Origin of the sequence: Anaerotruncus sp. DFI.9.16 (assembly GCF_024461615.1) — a bacterium.
Lineage (GTDB): Bacteria > Bacillota > Clostridia > Oscillospirales > Ruminococcaceae > Anaerotruncus > Anaerotruncus massiliensis.
In genome coordinates this window covers 274,244-300,121 of record NZ_JANFZX010000001.1, presented here as the reverse complement: position 1 = coordinate 300,121, position 25,878 = coordinate 274,244, and the positions used below count along the sequence as shown (strand labels likewise).

At 63.2% G+C, this 25,878-nt stretch carries 27 protein-coding genes and 1 riboswitch; of the genes, 4 read left to right on the top strand and 23 right to left on the bottom strand.

Annotation, left to right across the window (positions count from 1 at the left end; translation table 11 throughout):
• Nucleotides 1–73 precede the first annotated feature (73 nt).
• The 5 genes from scfA to queA form a co-directional block, all read right to left on the bottom strand.
• Nucleotides 74–220, bottom strand: coding sequence for a six-cysteine ranthipeptide SCIFF (scfA, locus tag NE609_RS01500; protein WP_101550656.1), 147 nt, complete (start codon nt 218–220; stop codon nt 74–76).
• A 102-nt stretch (nt 221–322) separates the two neighbouring features.
• On the bottom strand, nt 323–721 hold the full coding sequence (locus NE609_RS01495; protein WP_158595507.1) for a TIGR04086 family membrane protein: 399 nt from the start codon (nt 719–721) through the stop codon (nt 323–325).
• Nucleotides 722–783: 62 nt separating this feature from the next.
• Entirely contained in the window at nt 784–1,107 is a 324-nt protein-coding gene (yajC, locus tag NE609_RS01490) for a preprotein translocase subunit YajC (protein WP_121585618.1), read from the bottom strand.
• 101 nt (nt 1,108–1,208) lie between these two features.
• Nucleotides 1,209–2,339, bottom strand: a complete 1,131-nt coding sequence (gene tgt / locus NE609_RS01485; RefSeq protein ID WP_121585619.1) for a tRNA guanosine(34) transglycosylase Tgt — start codon at nt 2,337–2,339, stop codon at nt 1,209–1,211.
• A 306-nt stretch (nt 2,340–2,645) separates the two neighbouring features.
• Nucleotides 2,646–3,677 (bottom strand): tRNA preQ1(34) S-adenosylmethionine ribosyltransferase-isomerase QueA, encoded by a 1,032-nt coding sequence (gene queA / locus NE609_RS01480; protein ID WP_256151466.1) that lies wholly within the window; start codon nt 3,675–3,677, stop codon nt 2,646–2,648.
• Nucleotides 3,678–3,808: 131 nt separating this feature from the next.
• Nucleotides 3,809–3,983: riboswitch (Lysine riboswitch) on the top strand.
• Nucleotides 3,984–4,113: 130 nt separating this feature from the next.
• On the opposite strand from queA, the gene asd reads away from it, so the two are divergent.
• The 4 genes from asd to NE609_RS01460 are packed head-to-tail and all read left to right on the top strand — an operon-like array spanning nt 4,114 to nt 7,370.
• Nucleotides 4,114–5,193 (top strand): aspartate-semialdehyde dehydrogenase, encoded by a 1,080-nt coding sequence (asd, locus tag NE609_RS01475; protein WP_256151465.1) that lies wholly within the window; start codon nt 4,114–4,116, stop codon nt 5,191–5,193.
• Nucleotides 5,194–5,218: 25 nt separating this feature from the next.
• A complete protein-coding gene (dapA, locus tag NE609_RS01470; protein WP_101550668.1) occupies nt 5,219–6,106 on the top strand; it encodes a 4-hydroxy-tetrahydrodipicolinate synthase in 888 nt (295 codons plus the stop codon).
• A gap of 24 nt (nt 6,107–6,130) precedes the next feature.
• Nucleotides 6,131–6,880, top strand: coding sequence for a 4-hydroxy-tetrahydrodipicolinate reductase (gene dapB / locus NE609_RS01465; RefSeq protein WP_101550670.1), 750 nt, complete (start codon nt 6,131–6,133; stop codon nt 6,878–6,880).
• Between the two features lie 19 nt (nt 6,881–6,899).
• The gene (locus NE609_RS01460) at nt 6,900–7,370 is read left to right on the top strand and encodes a hypothetical protein (protein WP_101550672.1); all 471 of its coding nucleotides are present in this window, start codon (nt 6,900–6,902) and stop codon (nt 7,368–7,370) included.
• Between the two features lie 61 nt (nt 7,371–7,431).
• On the opposite strand, the gene hisE is transcribed toward NE609_RS01460, so the two are convergent.
• The 18 genes from hisE to pyrH all read right to left on the bottom strand — a co-directional run bounded on the left by hisE (nt 7,432) and on the right by pyrH (nt 25,725).
• A complete protein-coding gene (gene hisE, locus NE609_RS01455) occupies nt 7,432–7,758 on the bottom strand; it encodes a phosphoribosyl-ATP diphosphatase (RefSeq protein ID WP_101553214.1) in 327 nt (108 codons plus the stop codon).
• Nucleotides 7,758–8,087, bottom strand: a complete 330-nt coding sequence (gene hisI, locus NE609_RS01450; RefSeq protein ID WP_256151464.1) for a phosphoribosyl-AMP cyclohydrolase — start codon at nt 8,085–8,087, stop codon at nt 7,758–7,760. The genes hisE and hisI overlap by 1 nt, the downstream gene beginning before the upstream one ends.
• Complete coding sequence (hisF, locus tag NE609_RS01445; protein WP_256151463.1) at nt 8,080–8,850, bottom strand: imidazole glycerol phosphate synthase subunit HisF; 771 nt, start codon at nt 8,848–8,850, stop codon at nt 8,080–8,082. The genes hisI and hisF overlap by 8 nt, the downstream gene beginning before the upstream one ends.
• Entirely contained in the window at nt 8,844–9,569 is a 726-nt protein-coding gene (gene hisA / locus NE609_RS01440; RefSeq protein ID WP_256151462.1) for a 1-(5-phosphoribosyl)-5-[(5-phosphoribosylamino)methylideneamino]imidazole-4-carboxamide isomerase, read from the bottom strand. Before hisA ends, hisF begins: the two co-directional genes overlap by 7 nt.
• The gene (gene hisH, locus NE609_RS01435; RefSeq protein WP_256151461.1) at nt 9,566–10,168 is read right to left on the bottom strand and encodes an imidazole glycerol phosphate synthase subunit HisH; all 603 of its coding nucleotides are present in this window, start codon (nt 10,166–10,168) and stop codon (nt 9,566–9,568) included. The genes hisA and hisH overlap by 4 nt, the downstream gene beginning before the upstream one ends.
• A 1-nt stretch (nt 10,169) precedes the next feature.
• Nucleotides 10,170–10,748 (bottom strand): imidazoleglycerol-phosphate dehydratase HisB, encoded by a 579-nt coding sequence (hisB, locus tag NE609_RS01430; RefSeq protein ID WP_101550682.1) that lies wholly within the window; start codon nt 10,746–10,748, stop codon nt 10,170–10,172.
• A 12-nt stretch (nt 10,749–10,760) separates the two neighbouring features.
• A complete protein-coding gene (locus tag NE609_RS01425) occupies nt 10,761–11,828 on the bottom strand; it encodes a histidinol-phosphate transaminase (protein WP_256151460.1) in 1,068 nt (355 codons plus the stop codon).
• Nucleotides 11,818–13,113: a histidinol dehydrogenase gene (gene hisD / locus NE609_RS01420; RefSeq protein ID WP_256151459.1), complete on the bottom strand. Its 1,296-nt coding sequence runs from the start codon at nt 13,111–13,113 to the stop codon at nt 11,818–11,820. Before hisD ends, NE609_RS01425 begins: the two co-directional genes overlap by 11 nt.
• A complete protein-coding gene (hisG, locus tag NE609_RS01415) occupies nt 13,110–13,757 on the bottom strand; it encodes an ATP phosphoribosyltransferase (protein ID WP_101550689.1) in 648 nt (215 codons plus the stop codon). The genes hisD and hisG overlap by 4 nt, the downstream gene beginning before the upstream one ends.
• Nucleotides 13,754–14,965: an ATP phosphoribosyltransferase regulatory subunit gene (gene hisZ, locus NE609_RS01410; RefSeq protein ID WP_256151458.1), complete on the bottom strand. Its 1,212-nt coding sequence runs from the start codon at nt 14,963–14,965 to the stop codon at nt 13,754–13,756. The genes hisG and hisZ overlap by 4 nt, the downstream gene beginning before the upstream one ends.
• 162 nt (nt 14,966–15,127) lie before the next feature.
• On the bottom strand, nt 15,128–19,471 hold the full coding sequence (locus NE609_RS01405; protein ID WP_256151457.1) for a PolC-type DNA polymerase III: 4,344 nt from the start codon (nt 19,469–19,471) through the stop codon (nt 15,128–15,130).
• A 20-nt stretch (nt 19,472–19,491) separates the two neighbouring features.
• Entirely contained in the window at nt 19,492–20,526 is a 1,035-nt protein-coding gene (gene ispG / locus NE609_RS01400) for a flavodoxin-dependent (E)-4-hydroxy-3-methylbut-2-enyl-diphosphate synthase (protein WP_256151456.1), read from the bottom strand.
• Nucleotides 20,527–20,541: 15 nt separating this feature from the next.
• A complete protein-coding gene (locus tag NE609_RS01395) occupies nt 20,542–21,567 on the bottom strand; it encodes an RIP metalloprotease (protein WP_256151455.1) in 1,026 nt (341 codons plus the stop codon).
• Between the two features lie 94 nt (nt 21,568–21,661).
• Nucleotides 21,662–22,819 (bottom strand): 1-deoxy-D-xylulose-5-phosphate reductoisomerase, encoded by a 1,158-nt coding sequence (locus NE609_RS01390; RefSeq protein WP_256151454.1) that lies wholly within the window; start codon nt 22,817–22,819, stop codon nt 21,662–21,664.
• A gap of 28 nt (nt 22,820–22,847) precedes the next feature.
• Nucleotides 22,848–23,681 (bottom strand): phosphatidate cytidylyltransferase, encoded by an 834-nt coding sequence (locus NE609_RS01385; protein WP_158595508.1) that lies wholly within the window; start codon nt 23,679–23,681, stop codon nt 22,848–22,850.
• 37 nt (nt 23,682–23,718) lie between these two features.
• Nucleotides 23,719–24,435 (bottom strand): isoprenyl transferase, encoded by a 717-nt coding sequence (locus NE609_RS01380; RefSeq protein ID WP_256151453.1) that lies wholly within the window; start codon nt 24,433–24,435, stop codon nt 23,719–23,721.
• Between the two features lie 20 nt (nt 24,436–24,455).
• The gene (gene frr / locus NE609_RS01375; RefSeq protein ID WP_121585636.1) at nt 24,456–25,010 is read right to left on the bottom strand and encodes a ribosome recycling factor; all 555 of its coding nucleotides are present in this window, start codon (nt 25,008–25,010) and stop codon (nt 24,456–24,458) included.
• Nucleotides 25,003–25,725 (bottom strand): UMP kinase, encoded by a 723-nt coding sequence (pyrH, locus tag NE609_RS01370; RefSeq protein ID WP_101550709.1) that lies wholly within the window; start codon nt 25,723–25,725, stop codon nt 25,003–25,005. The genes frr and pyrH overlap by 8 nt, the downstream gene beginning before the upstream one ends.
• Nucleotides 25,726–25,878 lie beyond the last annotated feature (153 nt).

Sequence of the window (25,878 nt, the reverse complement as noted above, 5' to 3'; positions counted from 1 at the left end):
ATAAGGGCAGTCGTCCGACTGCCCAAAACCGCGATAAAGAAAGGATGGCAGTTAAAAAACTGCCATGCCTTTTTTACTTATTCTTGTTCTCGCACTTCTGGTTGGCGACGGTGCAGGAGGTCTTGCAGGCCGACTGGCAGGAGGCCTGGCACTCGCCGCAGCCGCCCTTGACGGCGGATTCCTTGAGGTTCGCGCTGTTGATCGTCTTGATATGTTTCATTGGTATCCCCTCGTTTCTTTTGATTTCTGCCAACAAGTATAGCATATCCCCGCTGGTAATTCAAGCCGGCAGGCCCGGAAATCGGTTCCAGCCGGCCCGTTTTCAGCGGAATTTTTTACGCCGGTTGACACCGATGATGCCGCCGAGCGCCGCCGCGAGCAAAACCGCGGCCAGCTTTGTGAGCGCCACCATGCCGAACCCGCCGCCGTCGACGGCGAGGCTCGCAAGGCTCAGGATCACGAAGAGGCAGGCGCCGCAGCAGAGCCCGAGCAGCATGCCCTTTTCGCGCGCGAACGCGGCGGAGACATACCCCGCGACGAACCCGCCGAGCACAAAGATCAGCGTGGCGATCAGCGAGACGGCCGACTGCGGAATATCCCGCAGCCCCATCACGGCGGACATGATCAGAAGTAGCAGGAAGCACGCGCCTGCACCGAATAAAATGCCGTAAGTGACCGGCCGGATGAAGCGCTTCGCGCCGTGAACGTCGGGCTGTCTCACCTGAACTCCCCCTTTACTGTTACAGGATATTCAGGGAAGCCGCCCAATATGCCGGGCACGGCTTACTTCTCCTTCTTCTTGTCCTTCTTCTCCGGAGCGGCGGACTCGTGCGGCGTGTTGTTCGCCTGGATGGCCCAGCGCGCGATGCGGATTTTGCTGCGGTCGGAGCCGGTCTCGATCAGGAGGTAATCGTCTTTGATGACGACGACGGTGCCGATCACGCCGCCGATCGTAACGATCTCATCGCCCACCTCGAGGTTGGCGCGCATCTGCTGGGTCTCCTTGTCGCGCTTTTTCTGCGGACGGATGAGCATAAAGTAGAAGATTACAAAAATTAAAATCAGCGGCAAAAAGCTGCCAAGGGTGGCCATCGTCTGTTCGTTCATGGTAATACCTCCAAAATTCTCTTTCAGGATACTTGTACTATTATAGCGTGTCCGGGCCTGTCTTGCAAGGAAAATTTGTATAAAGATACAGATAAATCCCTTCAGATGCGCCGTCCCAGAATGGGCACCCAGTGCCGGCGGAAGGCGTCGTAGGTCCCCTGCTCAATCGCCTCGCGGATCTTTTCCATCAGCGTGTTGTAGAAGTAGAGGTTGTGCTGGACGCCCAGCCGCATCCCGAGCATCTCGTTCACGCGGAAGAGGTGCCGCAGGTAGCCGCGGGAAAAATTCCGGCAGGTCGGGCACCCGCAGTGCTCGTCGAGAGGGCTCTCGTCGGTCTTGTATTTTTCATTGTGCAGGATGCGGATACCGTCCCAGGTGAAAAGCGTCCCGTGCCGCGCGTTGCGGCTGGGCATCACGCAGTCAAAGAGGTCGATGCCCCGGTAGACCCCCTCGATGATGTTGACGGGCGTGCCCACCCCCATCAGATATCGGGGCCTGTCCGCGGGCATATGCGGCTCGACCGCCTCGATCGTGTCGTACATCTCCTGCGCGGTCTCCCCCACCGCAAGTCCGCCGATCGCGTAGCCGTCCAGCCCGAGCGCGGCGATCTCCTGCATGTGCCGCACGCGCAGGTCGGCGTAGGTGCTGCCCTGGTTGATGCCGAAGAGCATCTGGCGCGGGTTGAGGGTGTCGGGCTGGGCGTTCAGGCGCGCCATCTCCTCCTTGCAGCGGACGAGCCAGCGGGTGGTGCGGGCAATCGAACGCTCGGTATAGTCGTAGGGCGCGGGGTTTTCGATGCACTCGTCGAAGGCCATCGCAATCGTCGAGCCAAAGTTCGACTGGATGCGCATGCTCTCCTCCGGGCCCATGAAGATCCGTTTGCCGTCAAGGTGGCAGGCGAAGGTGACGCCCTCCTCCTTAATCTTGCGCAACTTGGCGAGGGAAAACACCTGGAATCCGCCGCTGTCGGTCAAAATCGGGCGATGCCAGTTCATGAACTTGTGCAGCCCGCCCATCGCGCGGATGACGTCGTCGCCCGGGCGCACATGCAGGTGGTAGGTGTTGCAGAGCTCCACCTGGCATTTGAGCTCCACGAGGTCGGTCGACGAGATGCCCCCCTTGATCGCGGCTGAGGTGCCGACGTTCATGAAGGCGGGGGTCTGCACGGCGCCGTGCACCGTCTCAAAGGTCCCGCGCCGGGCGTGGCCGTCCTGCTTTAATAAGGTATACAAGTTGCTCCTCCTTCCCAGGGAGGGCTTTTGAAAAAGCCCCCCTGGACCCCGAAAACTTTTACCGGGCCGTCCGCCGCCCGAAACCACAGGCGCTTTCCGCGCCGGAAACTTTGCATGAGGGCCCTGGAAAAGTCCCCCGGGCCCAGAAATCTTTTGCCGGGCCGTCCGCCGCCCGTAATCGCGGGCGCTTTCCACTCCGGAAAAATTCTTCGCCTCACGGACGGCGCACGCGTTCACTCGCGGCGGCCGGTCTGAGCCGGAAATTTTGAAAAGGTTCTAAGGGAAAACTTTTACAAAAGTTTTCCCTTAGAGGATCAGCATGGAATCGCCGAAGGAGAAAAACCGGTAGTTCTCCTTCACGGCAGTCTCATAGGCGCGCATCGTGTGCTCATAGCCCGCGAAAGCGCTCACCAGCATGATGAGGGTGCTTTCGGGCAGGTGGAAATTGGTGATGAGCCCGTCGAGCACCTTGAACCGATAGCCCGGATAGATGAAGATGCTCGTGTCGTCGTCGTCCTCGCGGACCTCGCCGAGCTTGGTCGCGACCGACTCCACCGTGCGGCAGCTCGTGGTGCCCACCCCGATCACCCGTTTGCCGCGCGCGTGGGTCTCGTTGATGAGATCGGCGGTCTCCTTCGGCAGATGGTAGTGCTCCGAGTGCATGTGGTGCTTGGTCACGTCCTCCACCTTGACGGGCCGGAAGGTGCCGATGCCGACGTGGAGGATCACCTCCGCGATGTTGACGCCCTTGTGGCGCAGCTTGTCCATCAGCTCGGTGGTGAAGTGCAGCCCCGCGGTGGGCGCGGCGGCGGATCCGAGCTGCTTGGAATAGACGGTCTGGTAGCGCTCGTTGTCCTCGAGCTCGGCGGTGATATAGGGCGGCAGGGGCATATTGCCGATCTTTTCGAGGATGGGATAGATGTTGGTCCCCTCGTAGTGCATCCGCACGAGGCGGTTTCCCCCCTCGACGGTGGCGAGAATCTCCCCGACGAGCAGCCCGCCGCCAAAGACGAACCGCGCGCCCGTCCTGGCCTTTTTCCCCGGCTTCACCATGACCTCCCAGACGTCCTTCTCCTTCTGGTCGAGCAGGAGGAACTGCATATGCCCGCCGGTGCCCTCCTTCACGCCGAAGAGGCGCGCGGGGATGACCCGGGAGGTGTTGATGACGAGCGTGTCCCCCGCTTCCAGGTAGTCGGGCAGGTCGTAAAAATGCCGGTGTTCGAGCTCCCCCGTCTCGCGGAAGAGATGGAGCATGCGCGAGTGGTCGCGCGGCTCGATGGGGGTCTGCGCGATCTGCTCCTGCGGCAGGTCGAAGTAAAAATCGGATGTCTTGAGCATGGGGCGGATCCTTCCTGACAGATTCAACGCATTTTTCCGACATTGCCGGATAGGCATTGGTTTTATTGCGGTAAATCATCAAAATTTGTTGACATAAGAGGGCTTCGATGATAATATAACTAGTAATAAACCGAGCCGGTAGAGGCGCGTCTTTCATCAGTAGCCGGAAAGAGACTGCCAGAGTCGTTGAAAAGCCGTGTGAAAGGGACAGACGCCGAAGGGGACGCCTGGCGGCCGTTCCCTGGGCGCATCGCCGAAAGGCATGCGACTGTCATCATTGAACTGTGATGGAGAGCTATGGCGGGGCGGTTGGACGCGGCGGATTCCGCGCGTTCGCACGCGCCGATAACTTCTCTATTATAGTGCAATTCATGCCGGTTTTCAACCGGTTTTTTTATTGCCGGATCAGCCGGCTATGGAAAGGAAGTTGTTCCCTATGAAGCAGTATCAGGTCGGGGTCGTCGGGGCGACCGGCATGGTCGGCCAGCGGTTCGTCTCCCTGCTGGAAAACCATCCGTGGTTTCGGGTTGCGGTGCTCGCGGCTTCTCCCCGCTCGGCGGGCAAAACCTATGAGGAGGCCGTCGGCTCCCGCTGGGCGATGTCCACTCCCATGCCCGAGGCCGTCAAAAAGATGGTCGTGCTCGACGCGTCGGACGTAAAGGCGGTCGCCTCAAAGGTGGATTTCATCTTCTGCGCGGTCGATATGAAAAAAGACGAGATCAAAGCGCTCGAGGAGGCGTACGCCAAGGCGGAATGCCCCGTCATCTCCAACAACTCCGCCCACCGCATGACCCCCGACGTGCCGATGATCATCCCCGAGGTGAACCCCGGGCACGCGGAGGTCATCCCCTACCAGCGCGCGCGCCTCGGCACCAAACGCGGCTTCATCGCCGTCAAGTCCAACTGCTCGCTGCAGAGCTACGTCCCCGCGCTGCACCCGCTCATGGCGGACTACGGCGTGACGAAGACCCTCGTCTGCACCTACCAGGCGATCTCCGGCGCGGGCAAGACGTTCGAGCGCTGGCCGGAGATGGTCGACAACGTCATCCCCTACATCGGCGGCGAGGAGGAAAAGAGCGAGCGGGAGCCGCTCAAAATCTGGGGCTCCGTCAAGGACGGCGTGATCGTGCCGGTCGCGAGTCCGTCGATCACCGCCCAGTGCCTGCGGGTCGCCTGTTCGGACGGACACATGGCGGCGGTTTTCGTGAGCTTTGACAAAAAGCCCTCGATCGATGAGATTAAGGAAAAGTGGGCCTCCTTCGCGGGCGAGCCGCAGAAGCTCGACCTGCCCAGCGCCCCCAAACAGTTCCTGCGCTACTTCGAGGAGCCGGACCGCCCGCAGACGAGGCTCGACCGCAACCTCGAAAACGGCATGGCGGTGTCGATCGGCAGGCTGCGCGAGGACACCCAGTACGACTACAAATTTGTGTGCCTCTCCCACAACACCCTGCGCGGGGCGGCGGGCGGCGGCGTCCTGCTGGCCGAGCTGCTCGCAGCAAAGGGCTATTTTGACTGAATTTAACGGAAGGGCTGATGGACCAATGAAGAAGACCATTTTCACCGGCGCTGGCGTTGCAATCGTCACACCGATGCACGACGACCTTTCGATCAACTGGGAGCTGCTCGGCGAACTGATCGACTACCAGATCGACAACGGCACCGATGCGATCGTCATCGTCGGCACGACCGGCGAGGCCTCCACCCTCACCGACGAGGAACACGTCAAGGCCATCCGCTACGCCGTCGAACGCACGGCGGGACGCGTCCCCGTCGTGGCGGGCACCGGCAGCAACCACACCGACTACTCCCTCTGGCTCTCCAAGGAGGCCAAACAGGCGGGCGCCGACGGGCTGCTGCTCGTGACCCCCTACTACAACAAGACCTCGCAGGCGGGGCTGGTCCGCCACTTCCTCGCGGTCGCGGACACCGTGGACCTGCCCGTCATCCTCTACAACGTCCCCAGCCGCACGGGCATGAACATCCAGCCGAAGACCTACCTGGAACTTTCGAAGCATCCGAATATCGTCGCGGCCAAGGAGGCCAGCGGCAACATCTCGCAGATCGCGATGATCCGCAGCCTCTGCGGCGACGGGCTCGACATCTATTCGGGCAACGACGACCAGATCGTGCCGATCCTCTCGCTCGGCGGCAAAGGGGTCATCTCGGTGCTCTCCAACGTCGCGCCGCGCCAGACCCACGACATCTGCCAGCTCTATTTCGACGGCAAGGTCAGGGAGAGCGCCGATTTGCAGGTGAAGCTCCTGCCCCTCATCAACGCGCTCTTCTGCGACGTCAACCCCATCCCGGTCAAGGAGGCCGTGGCGATGATGGGTTGGCAGGCCGGCCCCTGCCGCCTGCCCCTCACCGGGCTCGGTGAGGAGAACCGTGAGCTGCTCAAACGGGAAATGAAGGCCGCGGGACTGATCTGAGGTCCCGCGCATCTGGAGGTTCAAATGAAAAGGATCGTACTATCGGGCTGTAACGGAAAGATGGGGCGGATGATCGCCTCCTGCGTCAAGGGGCGCGACGACTGCACCGTCGTCGCAGGCATCGACGTGAGCGGAGAGGTGCTGGACGCGTTCCCCGTCTTTACCTCTCCCGCCGGGTGCCAGGTGGAGGCAGACGTCATCATCGACTTCTCCCACCCCAGCGCCCTCGCTCCCCTGCTCGACTATGCCGCGGCCACCCGCACGCCCGCCGTTATCGCGACGACGGGGCTCTCCTCCGACCAGGTCGCGCTCATCCGCGAGACATCGGCGCGGGTCCCTCTCTTCTTTACCGCGAACATGTCGCTGGGGGTGAACCTGCTCGTCGAGCTCGCCAAAAAGGCGGCGGCCGTGCTGGGCGGGCAGTTCGATATCGAGATCATCGAGAAGCACCACAACCAGAAGATCGACGCGCCCAGCGGCACCGCGCTCATGCTCGCGGACGCGATCTCCGGCGTGCTCCCGGAGGAACCGCAGTACGTCTACGACCGCCACGCGGTGCGCCGTAAGCGCGGCAAAAACGAGATCGGCCTGCACGCGGTGCGCGGCGGCACGATCGTCGGCGAACACGAGGTGATCTTCGCCGGGCGGGACGAGGTGCTGACCCTCTCCCATTCGGCGATGAGCAAGGAGGTTTTCGCCACGGGGAGCATCAACGCGGCGCTCTTCCTCTGCGGGAAGGAAAACGGCCTTTACAGCATGGGCGATCTGGTGTAAAAAGGATGGAGGATTGGATATGAACGGCGTATCGAAAATTACCGTGACCGAGGATGTGGCGCTCGTCACCTTCCGCAGGGTCCCCAACGACCTGGGGGTGCTCGCGTCGATTTTTACCCAGCTGGCGGACGCAAAGGTGAACCTCGATATGATCAGCCAGACGGCGCCCCAGGGGCACCGGATCGACATCTCCTTCACGCTGCATTCCAGCCAACTGATCGAGGTGCTCGGGCTCGCCACCAGATTCCAGGCGGCACACGAGCTCAAGCCGATGGTGAGCAACGGAAACTGCAAGATCGAGCTCTACGGCGAGGAGATGCGCGAGCGGTACGGCGTGGCCTCCGCCGCGATCGCCGCCGTCGCCGGGACCGACGCGGAGCTCACCCTCATCAGCACCGGCGAGGTGGAGATCTCCCTGCTGGTGCCGCAGTCGAGCTGCGACGAGGCGGTCCGCGCGCTCGAAGAGGCATTCGGCGTCAAAGCGGACTGATATCGGGACAAGACCAAAACCCCCCGCAGCAGCTTTTGCCGCTGCGGGGGGTTTTTCTGCGTCAGGTGTTGTGGTCGCTCTCGTGGAACTGTTTGAGGTTGCCGATCTTCTGCCGGCGCGCCTCCAGAATCTCCTCAATGCGGGCGAGCGGGATATCCTGCTGGGCCATCATCACGAGCAGGTGGTAGATGAGGTCGCAGATCTCCTCCTCGGTCTCCTCGTTTTTGCCGTTTTTGGCGGCAATGATGACCTCGCTGCACTCCTCGCCGCATTTTTTGAGGATCTTATCGAGGCCCTTTTCAAACAGGTAGCAGGTGTAGGAGCCCTCCTGCGGATGGTCGCGCCGGTCGAGCACCACCTCGTATAGGCCGTTCAATACGTCGTTCATCATGCTTTTCCCTCCCAGATCTCTTTAAAGAAACAGCTGTGCGCGCCGGTATGGCAGGCGTTGCCCGTCTGCTCCACCGTGACGAGCAGCGTGTCGTCGTCGCAGTCGGCGCGCAGGTCCACCACCTTTTGAAGATGCCCCGATGTCGCGCCTTTATTCCAAAGCTCCTGCCGCGATCGGCTCCAGAACCAGGTATACCCCGTCTCGAGGGTTCGTTGCAGGCTCTCGCGGTTCATGTAGGCGAGCATCAGCACCTCGCCGGTGCCCGCCTCCTGCACGATTGCGGGGATGAGCTCGGATTTCTGAAAATAGACGTCCAGATCACGCATCGCGCTGCCTCCTGACCGGGATATTTTTCGCGGCGAGGTGGTCCTTGACCTCCCCGACCGTCAATTCGCGGAAATGAAAGAGGGACGCGGCGAGCGCGGCGTCCGCGCCCGTGTGCTCGAAGACCTCGGAGAAGTGCTCGAGCTTCCCGCAGCCGCCCGACGCAATGACCGGAATCCGCACCGCGTCGGACACCGCGCGGGTGAGCTCGAGATCAAAGCCGTTTTTGCAGCCGTCGGTGTCCATCGAGGTGAGCAGGATCTCCCCCGCGCCGAGCCGCTCGCAGGTCCTTGCCCACTCGACGGCGTCGATCCCCATGTCGATCCGCCCGCCGTTCACGACGACGGTGAAGCCCCCCTCCGGCCGCCTGCGCGCGTCGATCGCCACAACGACGCACTGGCTGCCGAACTGTTCGGCGGCCTCGCTGATGAGCTTCGGATCCCGCACCGCCGCGGAATTGACCGAAATTTTGTCCGCGCCCGCGCGCAGCAGCGCGCGAAAGTCGTCCACCGACCGGATGCCTCCGCCGACGGTGAGCGGCACGAAGACGTTGCGCGCCGTCTCCCGCACGACGTCGATCATCGTGCTGCGGCCCTCATGGGTCGCGGTGATGTCGAGGAAGGTGATCTCGTCCGCGCCCTGCCGGTCGTACTCGATCGCGCAGTCGACCGGGTCACCGACCTCCTTGATGCCGACGAAGTTGACCCCTTTGACCACCACGCCGTCGCGCACGTCGAGGCATGGGATGATGCGTTTGGCTAACATGGTTGATCACCCGCCGTTTCTATTGCCTCCCGCAGGGAGAGGCTTCCCGTATAGAGCGCCTTGCCGCAGATGACCCCGTGGAGGCCGAGGCATGCGCACGCCTCGATGTCGCGCAGGTCCCGCACGCCGCCGCTCGCGATGATGTTGCAGGAGACGGCGTTTTCGAGCGCGGCAAGCTGCTCCAGATTGAGCCCGCCGAGCATCCCGTCCCGGGAAATATCTGTAAAGATAATCGTCTTGACACCCGCCCGCTCCATCTCTTTGGCGAGATCGAGATAGCCGACGCTGCTCGTGTCGAGCCAGCCCTCGGTGGCCACCATCCCCTCCTTCGCGTCGATGCCCACGGCGATCCGGTCGCCGTAGGCGGCGGCCGCCTCCCGCACGAGGGCGGGGTTCTTGACCGCGATGGAGCCCAGGATTACCCGGGAAATTCCGTTTTCCAGGTAGTATTCGATCGTTTTCCGGTCGCGGATACCGCCTCCCAGCTCCACCTTGAGCCCGGAGGTCCTGGCGATCTCCAGAAAGAGCGGCGCGTTTTTCACTTCGCCCTCCTTCGCTCCGTCAAGGTCGACCATGTGGATCCATCTGGCGCCCGCCGCGAGAAAGGACGCGGCGGTCTCTCCCGCGTCTTCGGCGACCTTGTGGGCCGTCGAGAAGTCCCCCTTCCGCAGGCGCACGCAGCAGCCGTCCTTGATGTCGATCGCAGGTAAAATGATCATTGGCACAACCTCGCAAAGTTTTTGAGCATGTTTAACCCCACTTCCCCGCTCTTTTCCGGGTGGAACTGCGCGCCATAGACGCTGCCGCGGCAGACGAGCGCGGGGACGCGCTCGCCGTAGACCGTGTGGCAGGAGATGTTTTCCTCCGGCGTGTCCGCGCAGAAGGAGTGGACGAAATAGACGTAGTCGCCCGTCTTTGTCCCGCCGGTCAGCTCGCAGGGATGGAGCACCGTCAAATCGTTCCAGCCCATGTGCGGGATCTTCAGCCCGCCGGCGTCAAGAAGCCGCACGCTTCCGGGGATGAGCCCCAGCCCCTCGGTCTCCCCGAATTCAAAGCTGCTCTCGAAGAGCATCTGCATCCCAAGGCAGATGCCGAGCAGCGGCTTTTTTTGCGCCTCGTCCCGGATCACCGGGACGAGCCCGGAGGCGCGCAGGCGCTTCATCGCGTCGGGAAACGCGCCCACGCCGGGCAGGATCATCCCGTCGCACCCCTCGAGCATCGCCGGGTCGCGCGTGATGCAGAAGGTTTCGTTGAGATAGGTCAGCGCGTTCTGGACGCTGAAGAGGTTGCCCGCGCCGTAATCGATGATCGCGATCATATCAGAGCACCCCTTTGGAGGAGAGCGCCCCTTCGCCCGCGGGGGAAACCGCGATGCGAAGCGCGTGCGCGGCCGCCTTGAAGAGGGCCTCGATCTTGTGGTGGTCGTTTTCTCCGTAGGGCACGCGCAGGTGCAGGGTGATCCCGGCGTTCTGCGCGAAGGCGCGGAAGAATTCCCCCGTCATGCAGCAGTCGAACGCGCCGACCGACGGGTTCCGGTAGGCGCAGTCGAAGACGAGGAAGGGCCTGCCGCTGATATCGAGCGCGCAGAAGGCGAGCGCCTCGTCCATGGGGACCAGGAAGCTGCCGTAACGGGCGATCCCGTCCCGGCCGCCGAGCGCCTTCAGGAGCGCCTGTCCGAGCACGATGCCCACGTCCTCCACCGAGTGGTGGCAGTCGACCTCGAGGTCGCCGGTCATGTTGAGCGCAAGGTCGAAGCCCCCGTGCACCGCGAAAGCGGCGAGCATGTGATCGAAGAAGCCGATCCCGCTCGTACCGGTAAAGCGCCCCTTGCCGTCAAGGCTGAGCGTCAGCTCGATATCGGTCTCCCTGGTCGTGCGCCGAATGGTGGATTCACGCATCGGTTTGGCCCCCTATCGTAAAATTTCCCTGAGGGTGGAAAGCAGCGCGCGGTTTTCGATCGGCGCGCCCGCGGAGACGCGCAGGCGGTCGCCCATCAGCCGCACGGCGATGCCGCGCGCCAAAAGCGCCTCATAGACGCCCTTGGCGTCGGTCAGGCGCAGGAACACGAAGTTTGCGCAGGTGGGCCGCATGTCGAGGATCTCGGCCTTTTCCCCGGCGAGCGCCGAAAGCTCCCGGCAGAGCGTGTCCCGCGACGCCTTGATCTCATCCGCACAGCCCGCGAGGTAATCGGGATGGTTAAAGAGCACACACCCGGCCGCCTGGGTCATCGAATTGACGTTATAGGGGGATTTCGCGGCCTTGACGGCGCCGATCAGGACCGGATTCGCGACGGCGAAGCCGAGCCGGATGGCCGCCATGCCGAACGCCTTGGAGCAGGTCTTGAGCACGATCAGGTTGTCGTGCTCCCCCGCCATCCGCAGAATCGAGCCCTCCGCGAAATCCATATACGCCTCGTCCACGACAACGAGGCAGCCGGGCAGCCCGTCGACGATTTTGAGGATGTCCGCCCGCGTCGCCGCGAGCGAGGTCGGGTTGCAGGGATTGGAGAAGATGAGCAGCCGTGCGTCCGCCTCCCTCGCGCGGGCGATGAGCGCGTCCGCGTCGAGCGCGAGGGTGTCCGGGTCCTTGTCGATCGCCAGCAGGCGCAGCCCGCAGGGCTGCGCATAGAAGGAATACATCGAAAAATCGGGGCGCACAACCGCCATTGTGTCGCCCGGCTCGGTGAACCAACTGACGATCAGCCCGATCAGCTCGTCCGAGCCGTTGCCCGCGACGGCCATCGACGGATCAACGCCGAAGAAGGCGGCGCATTTTTCGCAGAGCTCCACCGCGTAGGGGTCGGGATAGCGGTTGAAGTCGACCGCCATGACCGCGGCCATGAGCTCCTCCATCAGCTCGGGCGGCGGCGAGAGGAAGCTCTCGTTCGCATCGAGCCGGATGCGGTAGTGCCCGGTCAGCGGATCGTAGGGAGTCAGGTTTTGGAGCTTTTTGGGAAGCTCATAGCGGTTACCAGACATCGGGGAACCTCACTTTGACAGAATTTGCGTGGGCGGTGAGCCCCTCCTTGTCGGCAAGGCGCACGATGGGCACCTGCGCCTCGGCGAGCGCCTCGCGGGTGTAGTAGAGGAAGCTCGACCGCTTGAGGAAGCTGTCCACCCCGAGCGGTGAAAAGAACCGCGCGGTGCCGGAGGTCGGCAGGACGTGGTTGGGGCCGGCGAAGTAATCCCCCAGCGGTTCGGGCGAATGCTGCCCCAGAAAGAGGGAGCCGACGTTGTCGATCTTCCCGATGTATTCGAGCGGGTTGGCCGTCATGATCTCCATGTGCTCGGGCGCAAGCTCGTTTGCCAGCGCGATCATCTCCGCCTCGCAGCGGCAGACGATGATCATGCCATAGTCCGCGAGCGATTTGCGGATGATCTCGGCGCGGGAAAGGCGCTCCACCTGCCGCTCCAGCTCCGCCGCCGTCTCCTCCGCCACCCGCTCGCTCGTCGTGAGCAGGACCGACGAGGCGAGCACGTCGTGCTCCGCCTGGCTCATCATATCCGCCGCGAGATAGACGGGATTCGCGGTGTCGTCCGCCGCGATGAGGATTTCGCTCGGCCCGGCAATCATGTCAATGTCGACCGTGCCGTAGAGCAGCCGCTTGGCGGTGGCTACATAGATGTTGCCCGGGCCGACGATCTTGTCGACGCGCGGCACCGACGCGGTGCCGTAGGCGAGCGCGGCGACCGCCTGCGCGCCGCCCATCAGGAAGACCCGGTCCACGCCCGCGACCGCGGCGGCCGCGAGGATGTCGGGGTTGGCGGTGCCGTCCTTTTGCGGCGGGGTGACCATGACGATCTCCCCCACCCCCGCGATGCGCGCAGGGATGCAGTTCATGAGCACCGACGAGGGGTAGGCCGCCGTGCCGCCCGGCACGTAGAGCCCGACGCGGGAAAGCCCGCGCACCCGCTGGCCCATGATGACGCCGTTTTCCTGCGTGTCGATGAAGCTCTGCTGCTTCTGGCGGTTGTGGAAGGCCGCGATGTTCTCCATCGCGGAGAGCATCGCATTGACGAATTCAGGCTCCGCGAGGGTGAGCGCGTCGTTGATTTCGTCGCGGTTCACCTCAAAGGTTTCGGGGCACCGCCCGTCGAATTTGACCGTGTATTCCCGCACGGCGTCGTCTCCGCGCTCCCGCACGGCGTCGATGATCTCGGTTACGGCCGCCGTCACCTTCCGGTCCACTTCCCCGCTGCGCCGCCGCAGCGATGCGAGCAGCTCCCATTCGGCGGCGCCGTCCGCCCTGACAATCGGTATCATTCCGTTTCCTCCCCGGCCAGATAGTCCTCGATGCGCGCGATCAGCGGCTCGATCTCCGCCTTGCGCAGCTTGAGGCTCGCGATGTTGACGATCAGCCGCGCGCTGACATCACAGATGTATTCGGCGACCACCAACCCGTTTTCCCGCAGGGTAGTGCCCGTCTCGACGATGTCGACGATCGCGTCGGACAGCCCCAGAATGGGCGCGAGCTCAACCGAGCCCTCGATCTTCACGATGCTGACATCCATGTTCTTGCGTTCAAAGAAGCCGCGCGCCACGTTCACATATTTGGAGGCGATGCGCCGGGTGTGGTACCCTTCGTAGAAGTCGACCCCCTGCGGCAGGGCGAGCGCGAACCGGCATTTGCCAAAGCCGAGGTCCGCCACCTCGTAGAAGGTGCCGCCCATCTCCATGATCGTGTCCTTGCCGACGACGCCGATGTCGCAGACGCCGTTGTCAACGTAGGTGGCGACGTCCGCCGCCTTGGCGAGCACGATCTCGAGATTCGTCCCCGCAACCGGCAGGATGAGCCTGCGGCCCTTCTCCCGGACGGCGGTGCAGTCGTAGCCGAGACGCTCGAACATCTCGACCGTGTCCTTTTCGAGCCGCCCCTTGGTCAGGGCGATGCGGATGGGTTTTATCATCGCGCGCCCTCCCCTTTCAGCGTCTCGACGTCGACCACCTCGATCGCGTCGTCCACGACGTGGAGCTGCCGGATGCCGCGCCTGCGCGCGTAGTCGGCGGCCGCGTCGAAGTCGTCGTAGACGCAGTTCTCCGCGACAAGGCCGTTCTCCGTCAGCGATTTGATGTAGTTGACCGCCTCGGGCAGGTGCCGCTCGTCGGAAAAGACGAGGATGTCGGGCGTCTGCGGGTCGGGTTCCCCGACGACCTGAGCCGCCGGATCGATGTTCACCGCGAAGCCGGTCGCCGAGAGCGGCGCGCCGAATTCGCCGAGGAGGTTGTCGTACCGGCCGCCCGAGAGCACCGGCTCGCCGATGCCGTCGAAATAGCCGCGGAAGATGAGCCCGGTGTAGTACTCCGCCTGGTTGACCAGCCCGAGGTCGATGATCACGCGGTCCTCCAGCCCGAGCTGGCAGAGGTCCTCGTAGAGCCCGTGCAGGTAGTCAAGGCACTCGAGCGCGCCGTTTTCGGAGAAGAGCTCATACGCCTTCCCGAAGACCTCCTCCCCGCCGAACAGCCGGGGCAGGTAGCCGAGCGCGGCCGCCGCGCGGCTGTCGCCGAAGGGCGCGAGCAGGTCGGAAAGCGCCGGGTAGTTCTTCTGCTCGATGCACTGGCGGATAGCCTCCTTGGTGTCCGCGCCGGCGTCGAGCGAATCGATCAGCGCCTTGAAATAGCCGATGTGGCAGAGTTCAATCCGGAAGCTCTCCCCGTTGATGTCCGAAAGCCCCGACGCGGCGAGCTCGACGATCTCGAGGTCGCTGCGCAGGGAGTTGGAGCCGATCAGTTCGACGCCCGCCTGGTAGATCTCGCTCAGTTTGCCGCGCATCGTATGCTCGACGCGGTAGACGTTTTCGCAGTAGTAAAGGCGCAGCGGCATCGGCATGCCGGTGAGGCGGGTCGCCACCAGCCGCGCGATCGGGATCGTGCAGTCGGGCCGCACGACCATCAGCCGCCCGTGGGTGTCCGAAAGCTTATACATGTTCTCCTGCGGGAAATGCGCAGCGGAGGAGCCGAACACGTCGTAAAACTCGATCGCGGGGGTGATGACCTGCCGGTAGCCGCGCGAACGGAACATCGCCGTGAGGCGGCTCACCACCTCTTCCCGCGAGACGCACTCGTCGAAGAGCAGGTCGCGGGTGCCGTCGGGGGTGACCTTATCGTAATGTTTCATGCGAACCTCCCGTTTTGCGTCTTGCTTTAACTTGCTAATATATTAGCATAGTGAAATATTCTTGTCAACTCCTTGCACAAAGATTCTCCCGGTTTTTGCGCCAAACGTCCACTTATCGCTCCCCGGGCGCCCCGCCCGCTACAAAGCCCCCACCGGCACGACTCAAAAGAAGGTGACCTGCGAGGTCGCGGGCAGGTCGCCGAGCGCGCCCGCGGCGCGCAGCGTCTCGACGACGGCGCTGGAGACCCCGGCACGGTTGGAGATGTCGTCCGCCGAGATGAAGGATTCGGATTTGGCCTCCTCCCACAGGCTCTTGGCGGCGGCCTCGCCAACCCCCTTGAGCGCCATGAAGGGCAGGCGGATCCTGCCGTCCTCCACCTCGTAGAGCTTGTAGTGGCTCTTGTAGAGGTCGACCGGCAAAAATTCAAAGCCGCGCGCCTGGCACTCGTGGATGATCTGCAGCATGGTCAGCGTGCCCTCGTCCTTGGCGGAACGGTCGTTGCCCATCGCGAGCAGGTTCTGGATCTTGCGCTTGGTAGCGGACTTCCCCTGCACCGCCGCCTCGGCGTCGAAGTCGTCGCCGCGCACGGTGAAGATGACCGCGTAGAAGGCCAGCGGATGGTGCACCTTGAACCAGCAGAGCCGGATGGAGGCGATGTCGTAGGCCGCGGCGTGCGCCTTGGGGAACATGTATTTGATCTTGAGGCAGCTGTCGATGTACCACTGGGGCACCCCGTGCTCCTTCATCGCCATCATGTGCTCCTCGGTCAGCAGCCTGGGCGCGTTGCCCTTACGGGTGATCTCCATGATCTTGAACGCCATCTTGGGCTCCAGCCCCTTGAGGAGCAGATAGGTCATGATGCTGTCACGTGTTCCGATGACCTCGGAAATCGTGCAGGTCCTGTTGCGGATGAGCTCCTGCGCGTTGCCGAGCCACACGTCGGTGCCGTGGGAGAGGCCGGAGATCTGGAGAAGGTCGGAGAAGTTCTTCGGCTGCGCCTCGATGAGCATCCCGCGCACGAAATTGGTGCCGAATTCCGGGATGCCGAGGGTGCCGGTGTTGCAGTCGATCTCCTCCGCCGTGACGCCGAGCGCGTCCGGCTTCAAAAAAAGGCTCATGACCTCCGGGTCGTTCATCGGCACGTCGTTTACGTCGATGCCGGTCATATCCTCGAGGTACTTGTACATCGTCGGAACGTCGTGCCCGAGCTCGTCGAGCTTGAGGATCGTATCGTGCAGCGAATGGAAGTCGAAGTGAGTGGTCGTGATGTCCGAGTTGGCGTCGTCGGCGGGGCGCTGCACCGCCGTAAAGTCGAACACCTCGTGGTTGGAGGGCACGACGACCATGCCGCCCGGGTGCTGGCCGGTCGTCCGCTTGACGCCGGTGCAGCCGAGCGCGAGCCGCTCCTCCTCCGCGCGGGTCATCACGAGCCCGCGCTCCTGCGCGTACTTTTTCACAAAGCCGTAGGCGGTCTTTTCCGCGACGGTCGAGATGGTGCCCGCCTTGAAGACGTGGGTCGGACCGAAAAGCTCCTCGGTGTACTTGTGGATCTTGCTCTGGTACTCGCCCGAGAAGTTGAGGTCGATGTCAGGCGCCTTGTCCCCGTCGAACCCGAGGAAGGTCTCAAACGGGATGTCGTGGCCGTCCTGCTTATATTTCGTGCCGCATTTGGGGCAGTTCTTTTCGGGCAGGTCGAAGCCGGAGCCCACCTCGCCCTTGGTGAAGAACTCGCTGTGGCGGCAGTTGGGGCAGTAGTAGTGGGGCGGCAGGGGGTTGACCTCCGAGATGCCCGCCATTGTTGCCACAAAGGAGGAGCCGACCGACCCACGGGAGCCGACCTTATAGCCGCCCTCCTCGCTCTTGGCGACGAGCTTCTGCGCGATCATATAGAGCACCGCGAAGCCGTGCTTGATGATCGAGCCGAGCTCCCGCTCGAGCCGCTTGGACACCAGCTCGGGGACCTGTCCCTCGTAGCCGTACATCTTCATCGTCCGCTCGCGGGTGATCCGCTGGAGGTCCTCCTCCGAGCCGGGGATCGTCGGGGTGAAGGTGCCGTTGGGGATCGGCTTGACGTCGCTTTCGATCATGTCCGCGATGCGGTTGGGGTTGTCGATGACGACCTCGTGCGCCTTCTGGGAGCCGAGGTATTCGAACTCCCTGAGCATTTCATCGGTCGTGCGGAAGTAGAGGGGCGCCTGCTGGTCGGCATCGGAAAAGCCCATGCCCGCCATCAGGATGGCGCGGAACTTCGCGTCGCCCGCGTCCATGAAGTGCACGTCGCAGGTCGCCACGACGGGGATGTTCAGCTTTTCACCGAGCTTCACGACCGTCTCGTTGAACTCCTTGATGCCGTTTTCATCCGGCACGGTGTTGTTGCGCACCATGAATTCGTTGTTGCCGAGCGGCTGGATCTCCAGATAGTCGTAGAACCTGGCGATGTCGCAGAGGTCCCCCCAGCTCTTGCCCTCGATGATCGCGCGGTAGAGCTGCCCGGCCTCGCAGGCGCTGCCGATCAGGAGCCCCTCGCGGTGCTCCATCAGCTTGGATTTGGGGATGCGCGGATGGCGCGAGTAGCAGTCAAGGTGGGAGAGGGAGACGAGGCGGTAGAGGTTTTTGAGTCCCGTGAGATTTTTGACCAGAATGATCTGGTGGTATGTAGGGGATTTTTTCACGTCGACCGCCGCGAGCGAGGTGTTGATCCGGTCGATGCTTTTGCAGCCCTTCTCGGATTTGAGGATGTCGATCATCCTCAGGAAGATCCGTGCGAGCATCTCCGCGTCGTCGCAGGCGCGGTGGTGGTTGAAGTCGCCCAACCCGAGGTGCTTGGCGACGAGGTCGAGCTTGTGCTTTTTGAGCTCGGGGAACAGGGAGCGCGAAAGGATGACCGTGTCGATCGCGGTAAAGTGGTAGGGCATGTGGCACCGGCGCGCCGCCTGCTTCAGGAAGCTCGTGTCGAAGGGGGCGTTATGCGCGACGAGCACCGCTCCGTCCCCGCCGCAGAACTCGTAGAAGGAGGCGAGCGCCTCCGCCTCGGAGGGCGCGCCGCGCACGTCGTCGTCGGTGATGCCGGTGAGCTCGGTGATCTTGGGCGGGATCGCCCGCTCGGGGTTTACGAAGGTGTTGAAGCGGTCGACCACTTCCCCGCCCGACAGCTTGACCGCGCCGATCTCGGTGATCCGTTCGGTCGCGGCGGAAAGGCCGGTCGTCTCAAGGTCGAAGACAATGATTTCCCGGTCGAAGTCTCCGGCGGCATGTCCGCTCACCGCCTGCACGACGTCGTCGACGAAATAGGCCTCCACGCCGTAGATGATCTTGATGTCCCCGCCCTTTTTGCGGATCGCGTTCTGGGCGTTCACCGCGTCGGGGAATGCCTGCACGACCCCGTGGTCGGTGATCGCGACCGCCTTGTGGCCGAACTCGTAGGCGCGGCGGACGAGCTTGTCCGCCGGGGTCAGGCCGTCCATCGCGGACATGTTGGAGTGCATATGCAGTTCCACCCGCTTCTCCTCCGCGGTGTCGCGGCGGGGGACCTTCTTTACGGTGGCGATGCTGTCGGGGCGCAGGACGTTCTCATGGTCGAAGCGGTCGTACTCGATCAGCCCGTACATCACGACGGTGTCCCCCACCTTGAGCTCGTCGAGCGCCTTGATCTTCTTGTCCATCCGCCCGATGACCTTCGCGCAGTAGGAGCCGGTGTAATCGGTGAAGTAGATCGAAAGGATGAGCGTCTTTTCGTCCCGGCTGGTGCGCCGGTCGATCTTGAAGACATCCCCCCAGACGGTGACGTTGCCGCTTTCGATGTTCACCCCCGCCATCTCGGCCGGACGGCCCTTGGGCGGGTTGCCATAGAGCGCGACCATCGAGCCGGGCTCGAAGGGCAGGTCGTGCGCGTCGAAGCTGAGCCGCGCCGCCGCGGGAACGACGGCGCCGTTTTCGAGCTTCTTTTCCGCCCGTTGGGGCGAGGGCGGTGTATATTTGATCGGCGCCGGACGCGCCTTGTCCATCGTTTCATGGTAGATGTCGCTGTCGGGCGCGACCTCGAGCACCCCGTCGAAGAGGACCTGTACCTCCCGTCCGAACTCCTCGCGGATGACGGCGGAGATCTTCTGGCCGCAGTGGATCTCCTCGAGGAAGGGACCGCCGCCGTGGCTGAGGTAGACGCGCAGCGTGTCGCCCGAGAGGTCAGCGCGGCTGCCGGTGAAAAAGCCGTTGACCGGCACCCCCTCGCCGCCGAGGCGGGCAATGATCTCGGGCAGGTAGTCGCTCGAAAAGAGCTCGCCCGGATAACGCGGGCAGACGGCCGCCGTGTCGAGGGTAAGCGCGCCCTCCAGTTTGCGGCCGAGCTCGGATAAGGCGCCGCGCGGCACCAGCTCGTCCAGCACGAGCGTGACGGTCAGCGCGCGCCGCGCCTGGTCGAGCCGCAGCCCGCAGATTTCGCCGCGCGCGGCGGCGCAGCCGGGGACGAGCTCTATGTAATCGCCGAATATCTCGATGAATGACGCCAAAACAGACAACTCCTCAAACCCTACAGTTTTTCAATCTCCTCAAGCAGCACGTCCACGATCCGGTCCTCGGGGTATTTCCCGACCGACGCCCCCTTCTTGAAGAGAAGCGCCTCCCCGTTTCCGCCCGCGATGCCGATGTCCGCTTCCCGCGCTTCTCCCGGCCCGTTGACGACGCAGCCCATGACCGCGACCTTGATGTCCTTGCGGCAGTCCGCCAGTGCCTCCTCCACCCTGCCCGCCAGGGAGATGAGGTCGATCTTCGTGCGCCCGCAGGTCGGGCAGGAGACGATCTCCGGCCCCCTGCCCCTGCCCACGGCCTTGAGGATGTCGCGCGCGGCGCGCACCTCCTCGACCGGGTCGGCGGTTAGCGAGACGCGGATAGTGTCGCCGATGCCGTCGCAGAGCAGCGACCCGATGCCCACCGCCGACTTGATGAGCCCCATGCGCGCGGTGCCCGCCTCGGTCACGCCGAGGTGGAGTGGACAGCCGAGCTGCTTCGCGGCCAGCCGGTAGGCCTCGATCATTGTCGGGACATGCGACGACTTGATCGACACGACGACGTCGGTGAAGTCGAACTTTTCCAGAAGGCGCGCATGGTAGAGGGCGCTGTCGACCAGCGCCTGGGGGGTCGGCGCGCCGTATTTCGCGAGGATGTGCTTTTCCAGCGAGCCGGAGTTGACCCCGATGCGGATGGGCACCCCCGCCGCCCTGCACGCGTCCGCGACCTGCTTTACGCGGTCCTCCCCGCCGATGTTGCCGGGGTTGAGGCGGATCTTGTCCACCCCCGCCGCCACGCAGTCGAGCGCGATGCGGTAGTCGAAGTGGATGTCCGCGACAAGCGGGACGGAGACCGCCGCCTTGATCGCGGGCACCAGCCGAACCGCCTCCCGGTCGGGCACGGCGGCGCGGATGATGTCGCAGCCCGCGGCCTCGAGCGCCCGCGCCTGCGCGACGCTGCCAGCCACGTCCCCTGCGGGCACATTCAGCATCGACTGCACGGCGATGGGACTTCCGCCGCCGATCGTCACATTCCCAATCTTCACTTTCCTTGTCATCCGTTCACGTCCCGTCTAAAAGAATCGCAGGATATCGTTGAAGGTCACCACCAGCATCAGGCCCATCAGCAGGACGAACCCCGCCGTGTGGATGATTCCCTCGTATTTCGGGTTGACCGGCCGGCGGATCACCAACTCGATCAGCAAAAAGAGCAGCCGCCCGCCGTCGAGCGCGGGCACCGGCAGGAGGTTGAAGACGCCGATGTTGACGGTAATGAACCCCACGAGCAGCAGAAGCGTCTTGATCCCCGCCATGCTCGCCTGCCCGATGACCGTCGAAACTCCCACCGGACCGGAGAGCTCCGCGAGGGTGAAGTTGCCGGTGATTAGGTTGATGAAGGACATCCACACCTGACGAACAATTGAAAACATCCATAAAATGGTATATTGCACGCTGCTCCAAAAGGTTTTGGGCGCGGAATCGACATAGAAGTCGAGGTTGATGACCTTGGTGCCGTCCTCCATGACCTGCATGCCGAAGTCAATATCCCTGAGCTCGAGCTTTTCCCCGCCGCGCAGGACGGTAAAGGTGACCACGCCGTCCTTGTCGCTCACCATGGAGAAGGAGATGTCGTTGGAGGTGAAGACGCGGCTGCCGTTGACCCGGAGGATCCGGTCCCCCGCCTGAAGCCGCGTGTTGCTCTGCGCGCCCTCGTGGAACCCGCCGACCACCGTCGTAGGCAGGCTCTGCCGCATCCCGACGAGGATCGACAGGATGACAAAGCCCAGCAGCAGGTTCATCAGCGCGCCCGCGCAGACGAAGAGGATCCGCTTCCACAGCCGCACGTTGCAGTAGGCGCGCGGGTCGGAGCTGTCCTCGTCCTCCCCCTCGACCGCGACGTAGCCGCCGATCGGCAGGGCGCGCAGGGCATATTTGGTTTCGCCGCGCTGGGTGGACCAGATCGCGGGGCCCATGCCGAGCGCAAATTCGTTGACCCGCATCCCCGAGAGCTTGCCGACCGTAAAATGGCCGAGCTCATGGATGAAGATGAGCAGCCCGAAGACGAAAACCGCGACAACGACCTGAAAGACAATACTCATAGAACGCAACACATTCCAATCCACATAAAATCGCCCGAATACGGCGGCGCTACTATCATAGTATTCTTACCGCCGCGCGCAATATTCCGGCGGATTACCGGCGCGTGCAGTACGCCTCGGCAAGCGCGCGCGCGGCATCCTCCGCCTCGAGCACCTCTTCCAGTGTGTAAAGCTCATCGGCATTACAGGAAAAACTCTCCAATATGTACCCGACGCACCGCCCGATGTCGAGGAATTTGAGCTCCCCGGCCAGAAAGCGCCCGACCGCGTATTCGTTGGCCGCGTTGACCGCGCAGGGATAGAGCCCGCTGCGCCTTGCCGCCTCGATGCAGATGTCCAGGCAGACAAACGTCCCGCAGTCGGGTTTTTCAAAGGTGAGACTGCCATAGTCGGTGAGCGACAGACGCCTCGCATCGGTCGGCGCGCGGTGCGGCCAGGTCAGCGCGTACTGGATGGGCACCGCCATGTCGGGCGTGCCCATCTGCGCGATCACCGCGCCGTCGGCGTACTCCACCGCCGAATGGACGACGCTCTGCGGGTGCACGACGATCTCGATCTGGTCGGGCGACAGCCCAAAGAGCCACATTGCCTCGATGAATTCGAGCCCCTTGTTCATGAGCGTTGCGGAATCGACGGTGATCTTCGCGCCCATCGACCAATTGGGGTGCCGGAGCGCGTCCGCTGCGGTCATTCCTTCGAGCTCCTTGGCGGTTTTGCCGCGGAACGGCCCGCCCGACGCCGTGAGGATGATCTTTTTGAGCGCCGCGCGGTCGTTGCCCTGCAGCGACTGAAAGATCGCGCTGTGCTCGCTGTCGACAGGCAGCAGGTCCACGCCGTTTTCCTCCGCCGCGTCCATCACGAGCCGTCCGCCAGCGACGAGCGTCTCCTTGTTGGCGAGCGCGACCGTCTTTTTGGCCGCGATGGCGGCGAGCGTCGGCCGCAGGCCGACCATCCCCACCACCGCGTTGCATACCACGTCGACGCCGGGAAGCGAAGCGGCCTCGCACATCCCCTCGACACCCGCCAGCAAGCGGATATCGGTATCCGCGAGTCGGGTCTTCAGGTCTGCGTAGGCCGTTTTGTCCGAAACGACAACACAGCGAGGGTGAAACTCCCTCGCCTGCGTTTCCAGCAGGGCGGCGTTCCTGTTTGCGGCAAGCACGTCGACCCCGTATCCGAGATTTTTACAGCAACGAAGCGTCTGGGTGCCGATCGAACCGGTCGACCCCAGAAGCGCGATTGTTTTCTTCAAATTCTGCCCCGCCTTCATTGATATGTACTCACGCCGCCAGATGGACGTGCTGGCTGAAGATGAACACCAGCGGCGCGACCATCAGCACGCTGTCAAACCGGTCCATGATCCCGCCGTGCCCCGGCATGATCGAGCCGTAATCCTTGACGCCGAACTGCCGCTTGATGACCGAGGCCGACAGGTCCCCAATCATGCTTGCCGCCGACAGGAAGGGCACGATGCAGAGCAGCGCCGGGACGTTGACCGCGATGGGAACGCCCAGCCAGCCCGAAACGGCGCCGTAGAGGAGCGCGACAAGCAGCATGGCGATCTCGGCGAAGACGATCCCGCCGATCGCGCCTTCCACCGTCTTTTTCGGGCTGATGACGGGCGCGAGCTTATGCTTCCCGAATGCGCGCCCCGTAAAATAGGCCCCCGTGTCGCTCAGCCAGGCGCTGCCCAGCGTCACAAGCACGTAGAAGATGCCCAGCGCCTTGCCCCAATGGTCGCGCATGTAGATCATCGTGGTCAGCGAAAAAGGCACCACCAGGCTGAAGAGGAAGCTCATCGCGATCTGCTCGATGCGCAGCAGGCTGTGGCGGCGCAGCAGCACGGCGAAGATCGCCACCACATAGAGGTAGCAGATCGGCATGATGTGCCGGGCGATCCACTGCACGGAAAAAAGCGGGATCACCGCCGCGAACGCGATCGAGAGCGCCGCCACGAGCTTATCCCTGGTGCAGCCGGTCGCGGCGAGCAGCTCGTAGACCGCCAGCGCGCAGATAAAGGCGATCACAAGGTTCGTCAGCACCGTATCGAAAAAGACAAAGACCACGAACAGCAGCACAAGGCCGATCATGGAGCTGATGATTCTTACCTTCATAGAACTCTCCCATCCTCCGCCGTTTTGCGGGGTGACATTACAGGCCGCCGAAACGCCGCGACCGCCCCTGGTATTCCGCGATAGCGCGGTCGAGGTGCCCGGGGGTAAAGTCCGGCCAGAGCACATCCATAAACACCAGCTCGGCATAGGCCGCCTGCCAAGGCAGGAAGTTGGAGGTGCGCTGTTCCCCGCTCGGGCGGATGATCAGGTCGGGGTCGGGCTGACCGGCGGTGTAGAGCGCGCCGGCAAACGCCTCCTCGTCGATTTCGTCGGGAGAAAGCTCCCCGGCAAGGCATTTGCGCGCAAGCGCGCGCGCCGCGTGAACGATCTCGTCCCGGCCCCCGTAGTTGAGCGCGATGTTGATGGTGATCGCGGTGTTTTTGGCGCTCTCGGCCTCCGCGCGCGCGATCATCTCCCGGATATCGTCGGAAAGCGGGCCGCGTTCCCCCAGGAAACACAGTCGCGCGTCCTCCTCCCGATGCTTGAACATCTCGTTCAGGTACCTGCGCAAAAGGTCCATCAGCCCCTCCACCTCGTCCGCGGGCCGCTTCCAGTTTTCGGTGGAAAAGGCGTAGATCGTCAGGTAGGGGACGCCGATCTCCCGGCAGTATTTTGCGATTTTGCCAAAGGTATCCGCCCCGGCCTTGTGCCCCGCGCTGCGCGGAAGGCCGCGGCGGCTCGCCCAGCGCCCGTTCCCGTCCATGATGATGCCGATGTGGCGGGGCAGGGCGCCGGCAGGCTGCGTATTCGACATGGATACACTCCGTTCCGGAATCAGATTTCGAGGATTTCCTTCTCCTTCTTCGCGGCAATTTCATCGATCCGCTTGCAGAATTTGTCGGTCATCTTCTGGGTCGCTTCCTCGAGGTCCTTCTGGTCGTCCTCGCTGATCTCGCTCGATTTTTTGAGCGCCTTAAACTTCTCGTTGGCGTCGCGGCGGATCGCGCGGATCGCGACCTTGGCCTCCTCACCCTGCTTCTTGATCTGCTTGCAGATCTCTTTCCTGCGCTCCTCGGTCAGCGGCGGGAAAACGATGCGGATGACGGAACCGTCGTTGGTGGGGTTGATGCCGATATCAGAGGCCTGGATCGCCTTTTCGATCGGCTTGAGGGTGGATTTGTCCCACGGCTGGATCACCAGGATGCGCGCCTCCGCCACCGAGATCGCCGCCATCGCCTGGACCGGCGTGGGGGTGCCGTAGTAGTCGACCGTGATCTTGTCGAGCACGGCGGGGTTGGCCCTTCCGGCGCGGATGGTCGCGAACTCGCCCTCCAGCACGCGGATGGTCTTTTCCATCTTTTCGTTATAGGGGTTCAGCCGTTCATTCATCTGAGTCATCCTCCTTCACGATGGTTCCGATATTTTTGCCTTCGATCGCGGCCAGGATGTTGTCCGGGTCGGCGAGGCTGAATACAAGGACGGGAATCCGGTTGTCGCGGCACATCGCGGCGGCCGTGCTGTCCATCACGCCCAGCCCCTTCTCCAGCACCTCCTGGAAGGAAACGTTGTCATACCGCACGGCGGTGTCGAACTTGTTGGGGTCGCAGTCGTAAACGCCGTCCACCATCGTCGCCTTGAGGATGATGTCCGCGTCGATTTCGGCGGCGCGCAGAGAAGAGGCGGTGTCGGTCGAAAAATAGGGGTTGCCGGTGCCGCAGCCGAAGATGACGACCCGGCCCTTTTCAAGGTGGCGGACGGCGCGCCCGCGGATGTAGGGTTCGGCGATCTGCTGCATGGTGATGGCGGTCTGCACCCGCACGGGCACCCCCAGCGCCTCAAGCGCGTCGGCCAGCGCGAGGGAGTTCATGACGGTGGCGAGCATCCCCATGTGGTCGGCGCGGGTGCGGTCCATGCTTCCCGCGTCCCTGCCGCGGAAGAAGTTGCCGCCCCCGACCACGATCCCGATCTCGGCCCCGAGCGAGGCGCATTTTTTGATGCTCTCGCAGATGCCGCGCACGACGCTGTAATCGATGCCGAATTTTTTCTCCCCGGCGAGGGCTTCCCCGCTGAGCTTCAGCAGGACCCGTTTATACTTCAGTGGCATACATGACCTCCCGGAATGGTTATTTTTGACGCTTCCGCGCCCCGTTTATGCAATCCGGCCCGCGGGCCGGAGGGGGAAATTACATCCCTTCTATTTTACAATAATCACCCGTCAAAGTAAAGGGCGCGCCGCGATTAATTTCCCCCCTCCCCA

Bases quoted from the DNA above. Each gene is read 5' to 3' on its own strand.
- NE609_RS01425 (WP_256151460.1), bottom strand. From the start codon at position 11,828: ATGTCTGGTAACCGCTATGAGCTTCCCAAAAAGCTCCAAAACCTGACT.
- dapB (WP_101550670.1), top strand. From the start codon at position 6,131: ATGAAAAGGATCGTACTATCGGGCTGTAACGGAAAGATGGGGCGGATG.
- NE609_RS01385 (WP_158595508.1), bottom strand. From the start codon at position 23,681: ATGAAGGTAAGAATCATCAGCTCCATGATCGGCCTTGTGCTGCTGTTC.
- hisB (WP_101550682.1), bottom strand. From the start codon at position 10,748: ATGCGTGAATCCACCATTCGGCGCACGACCAGGGAGACCGATATCGAG.
- pyrH (WP_101550709.1), bottom strand. From the start codon at position 25,725: ATGCCACTGAAGTATAAACGGGTCCTGCTGAAGCTCAGCGGGGAAGCC.
- hisI (WP_256151464.1), bottom strand. From the start codon at position 8,087: ATGCGTGATCTGGACGTCTATTTTCAGAAATCCGAGCTCATCCCCGCA.
- scfA (WP_101550656.1), bottom strand. From the start codon at position 220: ATGAAACATATCAAGACGATCAACAGCGCGAACCTCAAGGAATCCGCC.
- frr (WP_121585636.1), bottom strand. From the start codon at position 25,010: ATGAATGAACGGCTGAACCCCTATAACGAAAAGATGGAAAAGACCATC.
- ispG (WP_256151456.1), bottom strand. From the start codon at position 20,526: ATGACAAGGAAAGTGAAGATTGGGAATGTGACGATCGGCGGCGGAAGT.
- yajC (WP_121585618.1), bottom strand. From the start codon at position 1,107: ATGAACGAACAGACGATGGCCACCCTTGGCAGCTTTTTGCCGCTGATT.
- hisD (WP_256151459.1), bottom strand. From the start codon at position 13,113: ATGATACCGATTGTCAGGGCGGACGGCGCCGCCGAATGGGAGCTGCTC.
- dapA (WP_101550668.1), top strand. From the start codon at position 5,219: ATGAAGAAGACCATTTTCACCGGCGCTGGCGTTGCAATCGTCACACCG.
- hisH (WP_256151461.1), bottom strand. From the start codon at position 10,168: ATGATCGCGATCATCGATTACGGCGCGGGCAACCTCTTCAGCGTCCAG.
- NE609_RS01460 (WP_101550672.1), top strand. From the start codon at position 6,900: ATGAACGGCGTATCGAAAATTACCGTGACCGAGGATGTGGCGCTCGTC.
- hisG (WP_101550689.1), bottom strand. From the start codon at position 13,757: ATGATAAAACCCATCCGCATCGCCCTGACCAAGGGGCGGCTCGAAAAG.
- hisE (WP_101553214.1), bottom strand. From the start codon at position 7,758: ATGAACGACGTATTGAACGGCCTATACGAGGTGGTGCTCGACCGGCGC.
- hisZ (WP_256151458.1), bottom strand. From the start codon at position 14,965: ATGAAACATTACGATAAGGTCACCCCCGACGGCACCCGCGACCTGCTC.
- asd (WP_256151465.1), top strand. From the start codon at position 4,114: ATGAAGCAGTATCAGGTCGGGGTCGTCGGGGCGACCGGCATGGTCGGC.
- hisF (WP_256151463.1), bottom strand. From the start codon at position 8,850: ATGTTAGCCAAACGCATCATCCCATGCCTCGACGTGCGCGACGGCGTG.
- queA (WP_256151466.1), bottom strand. From the start codon at position 3,677: ATGCTCAAGACATCCGATTTTTACTTCGACCTGCCGCAGGAGCAGATC.
- NE609_RS01380 (WP_256151453.1), bottom strand. From the start codon at position 24,435: ATGTCGAATACGCAGCCTGCCGGCGCCCTGCCCCGCCACATCGGCATC.
- NE609_RS01395 (WP_256151455.1), bottom strand. From the start codon at position 21,567: ATGAGTATTGTCTTTCAGGTCGTTGTCGCGGTTTTCGTCTTCGGGCTG.
- hisA (WP_256151462.1), bottom strand. From the start codon at position 9,569: ATGATCATTTTACCTGCGATCGACATCAAGGACGGCTGCTGCGTGCGC.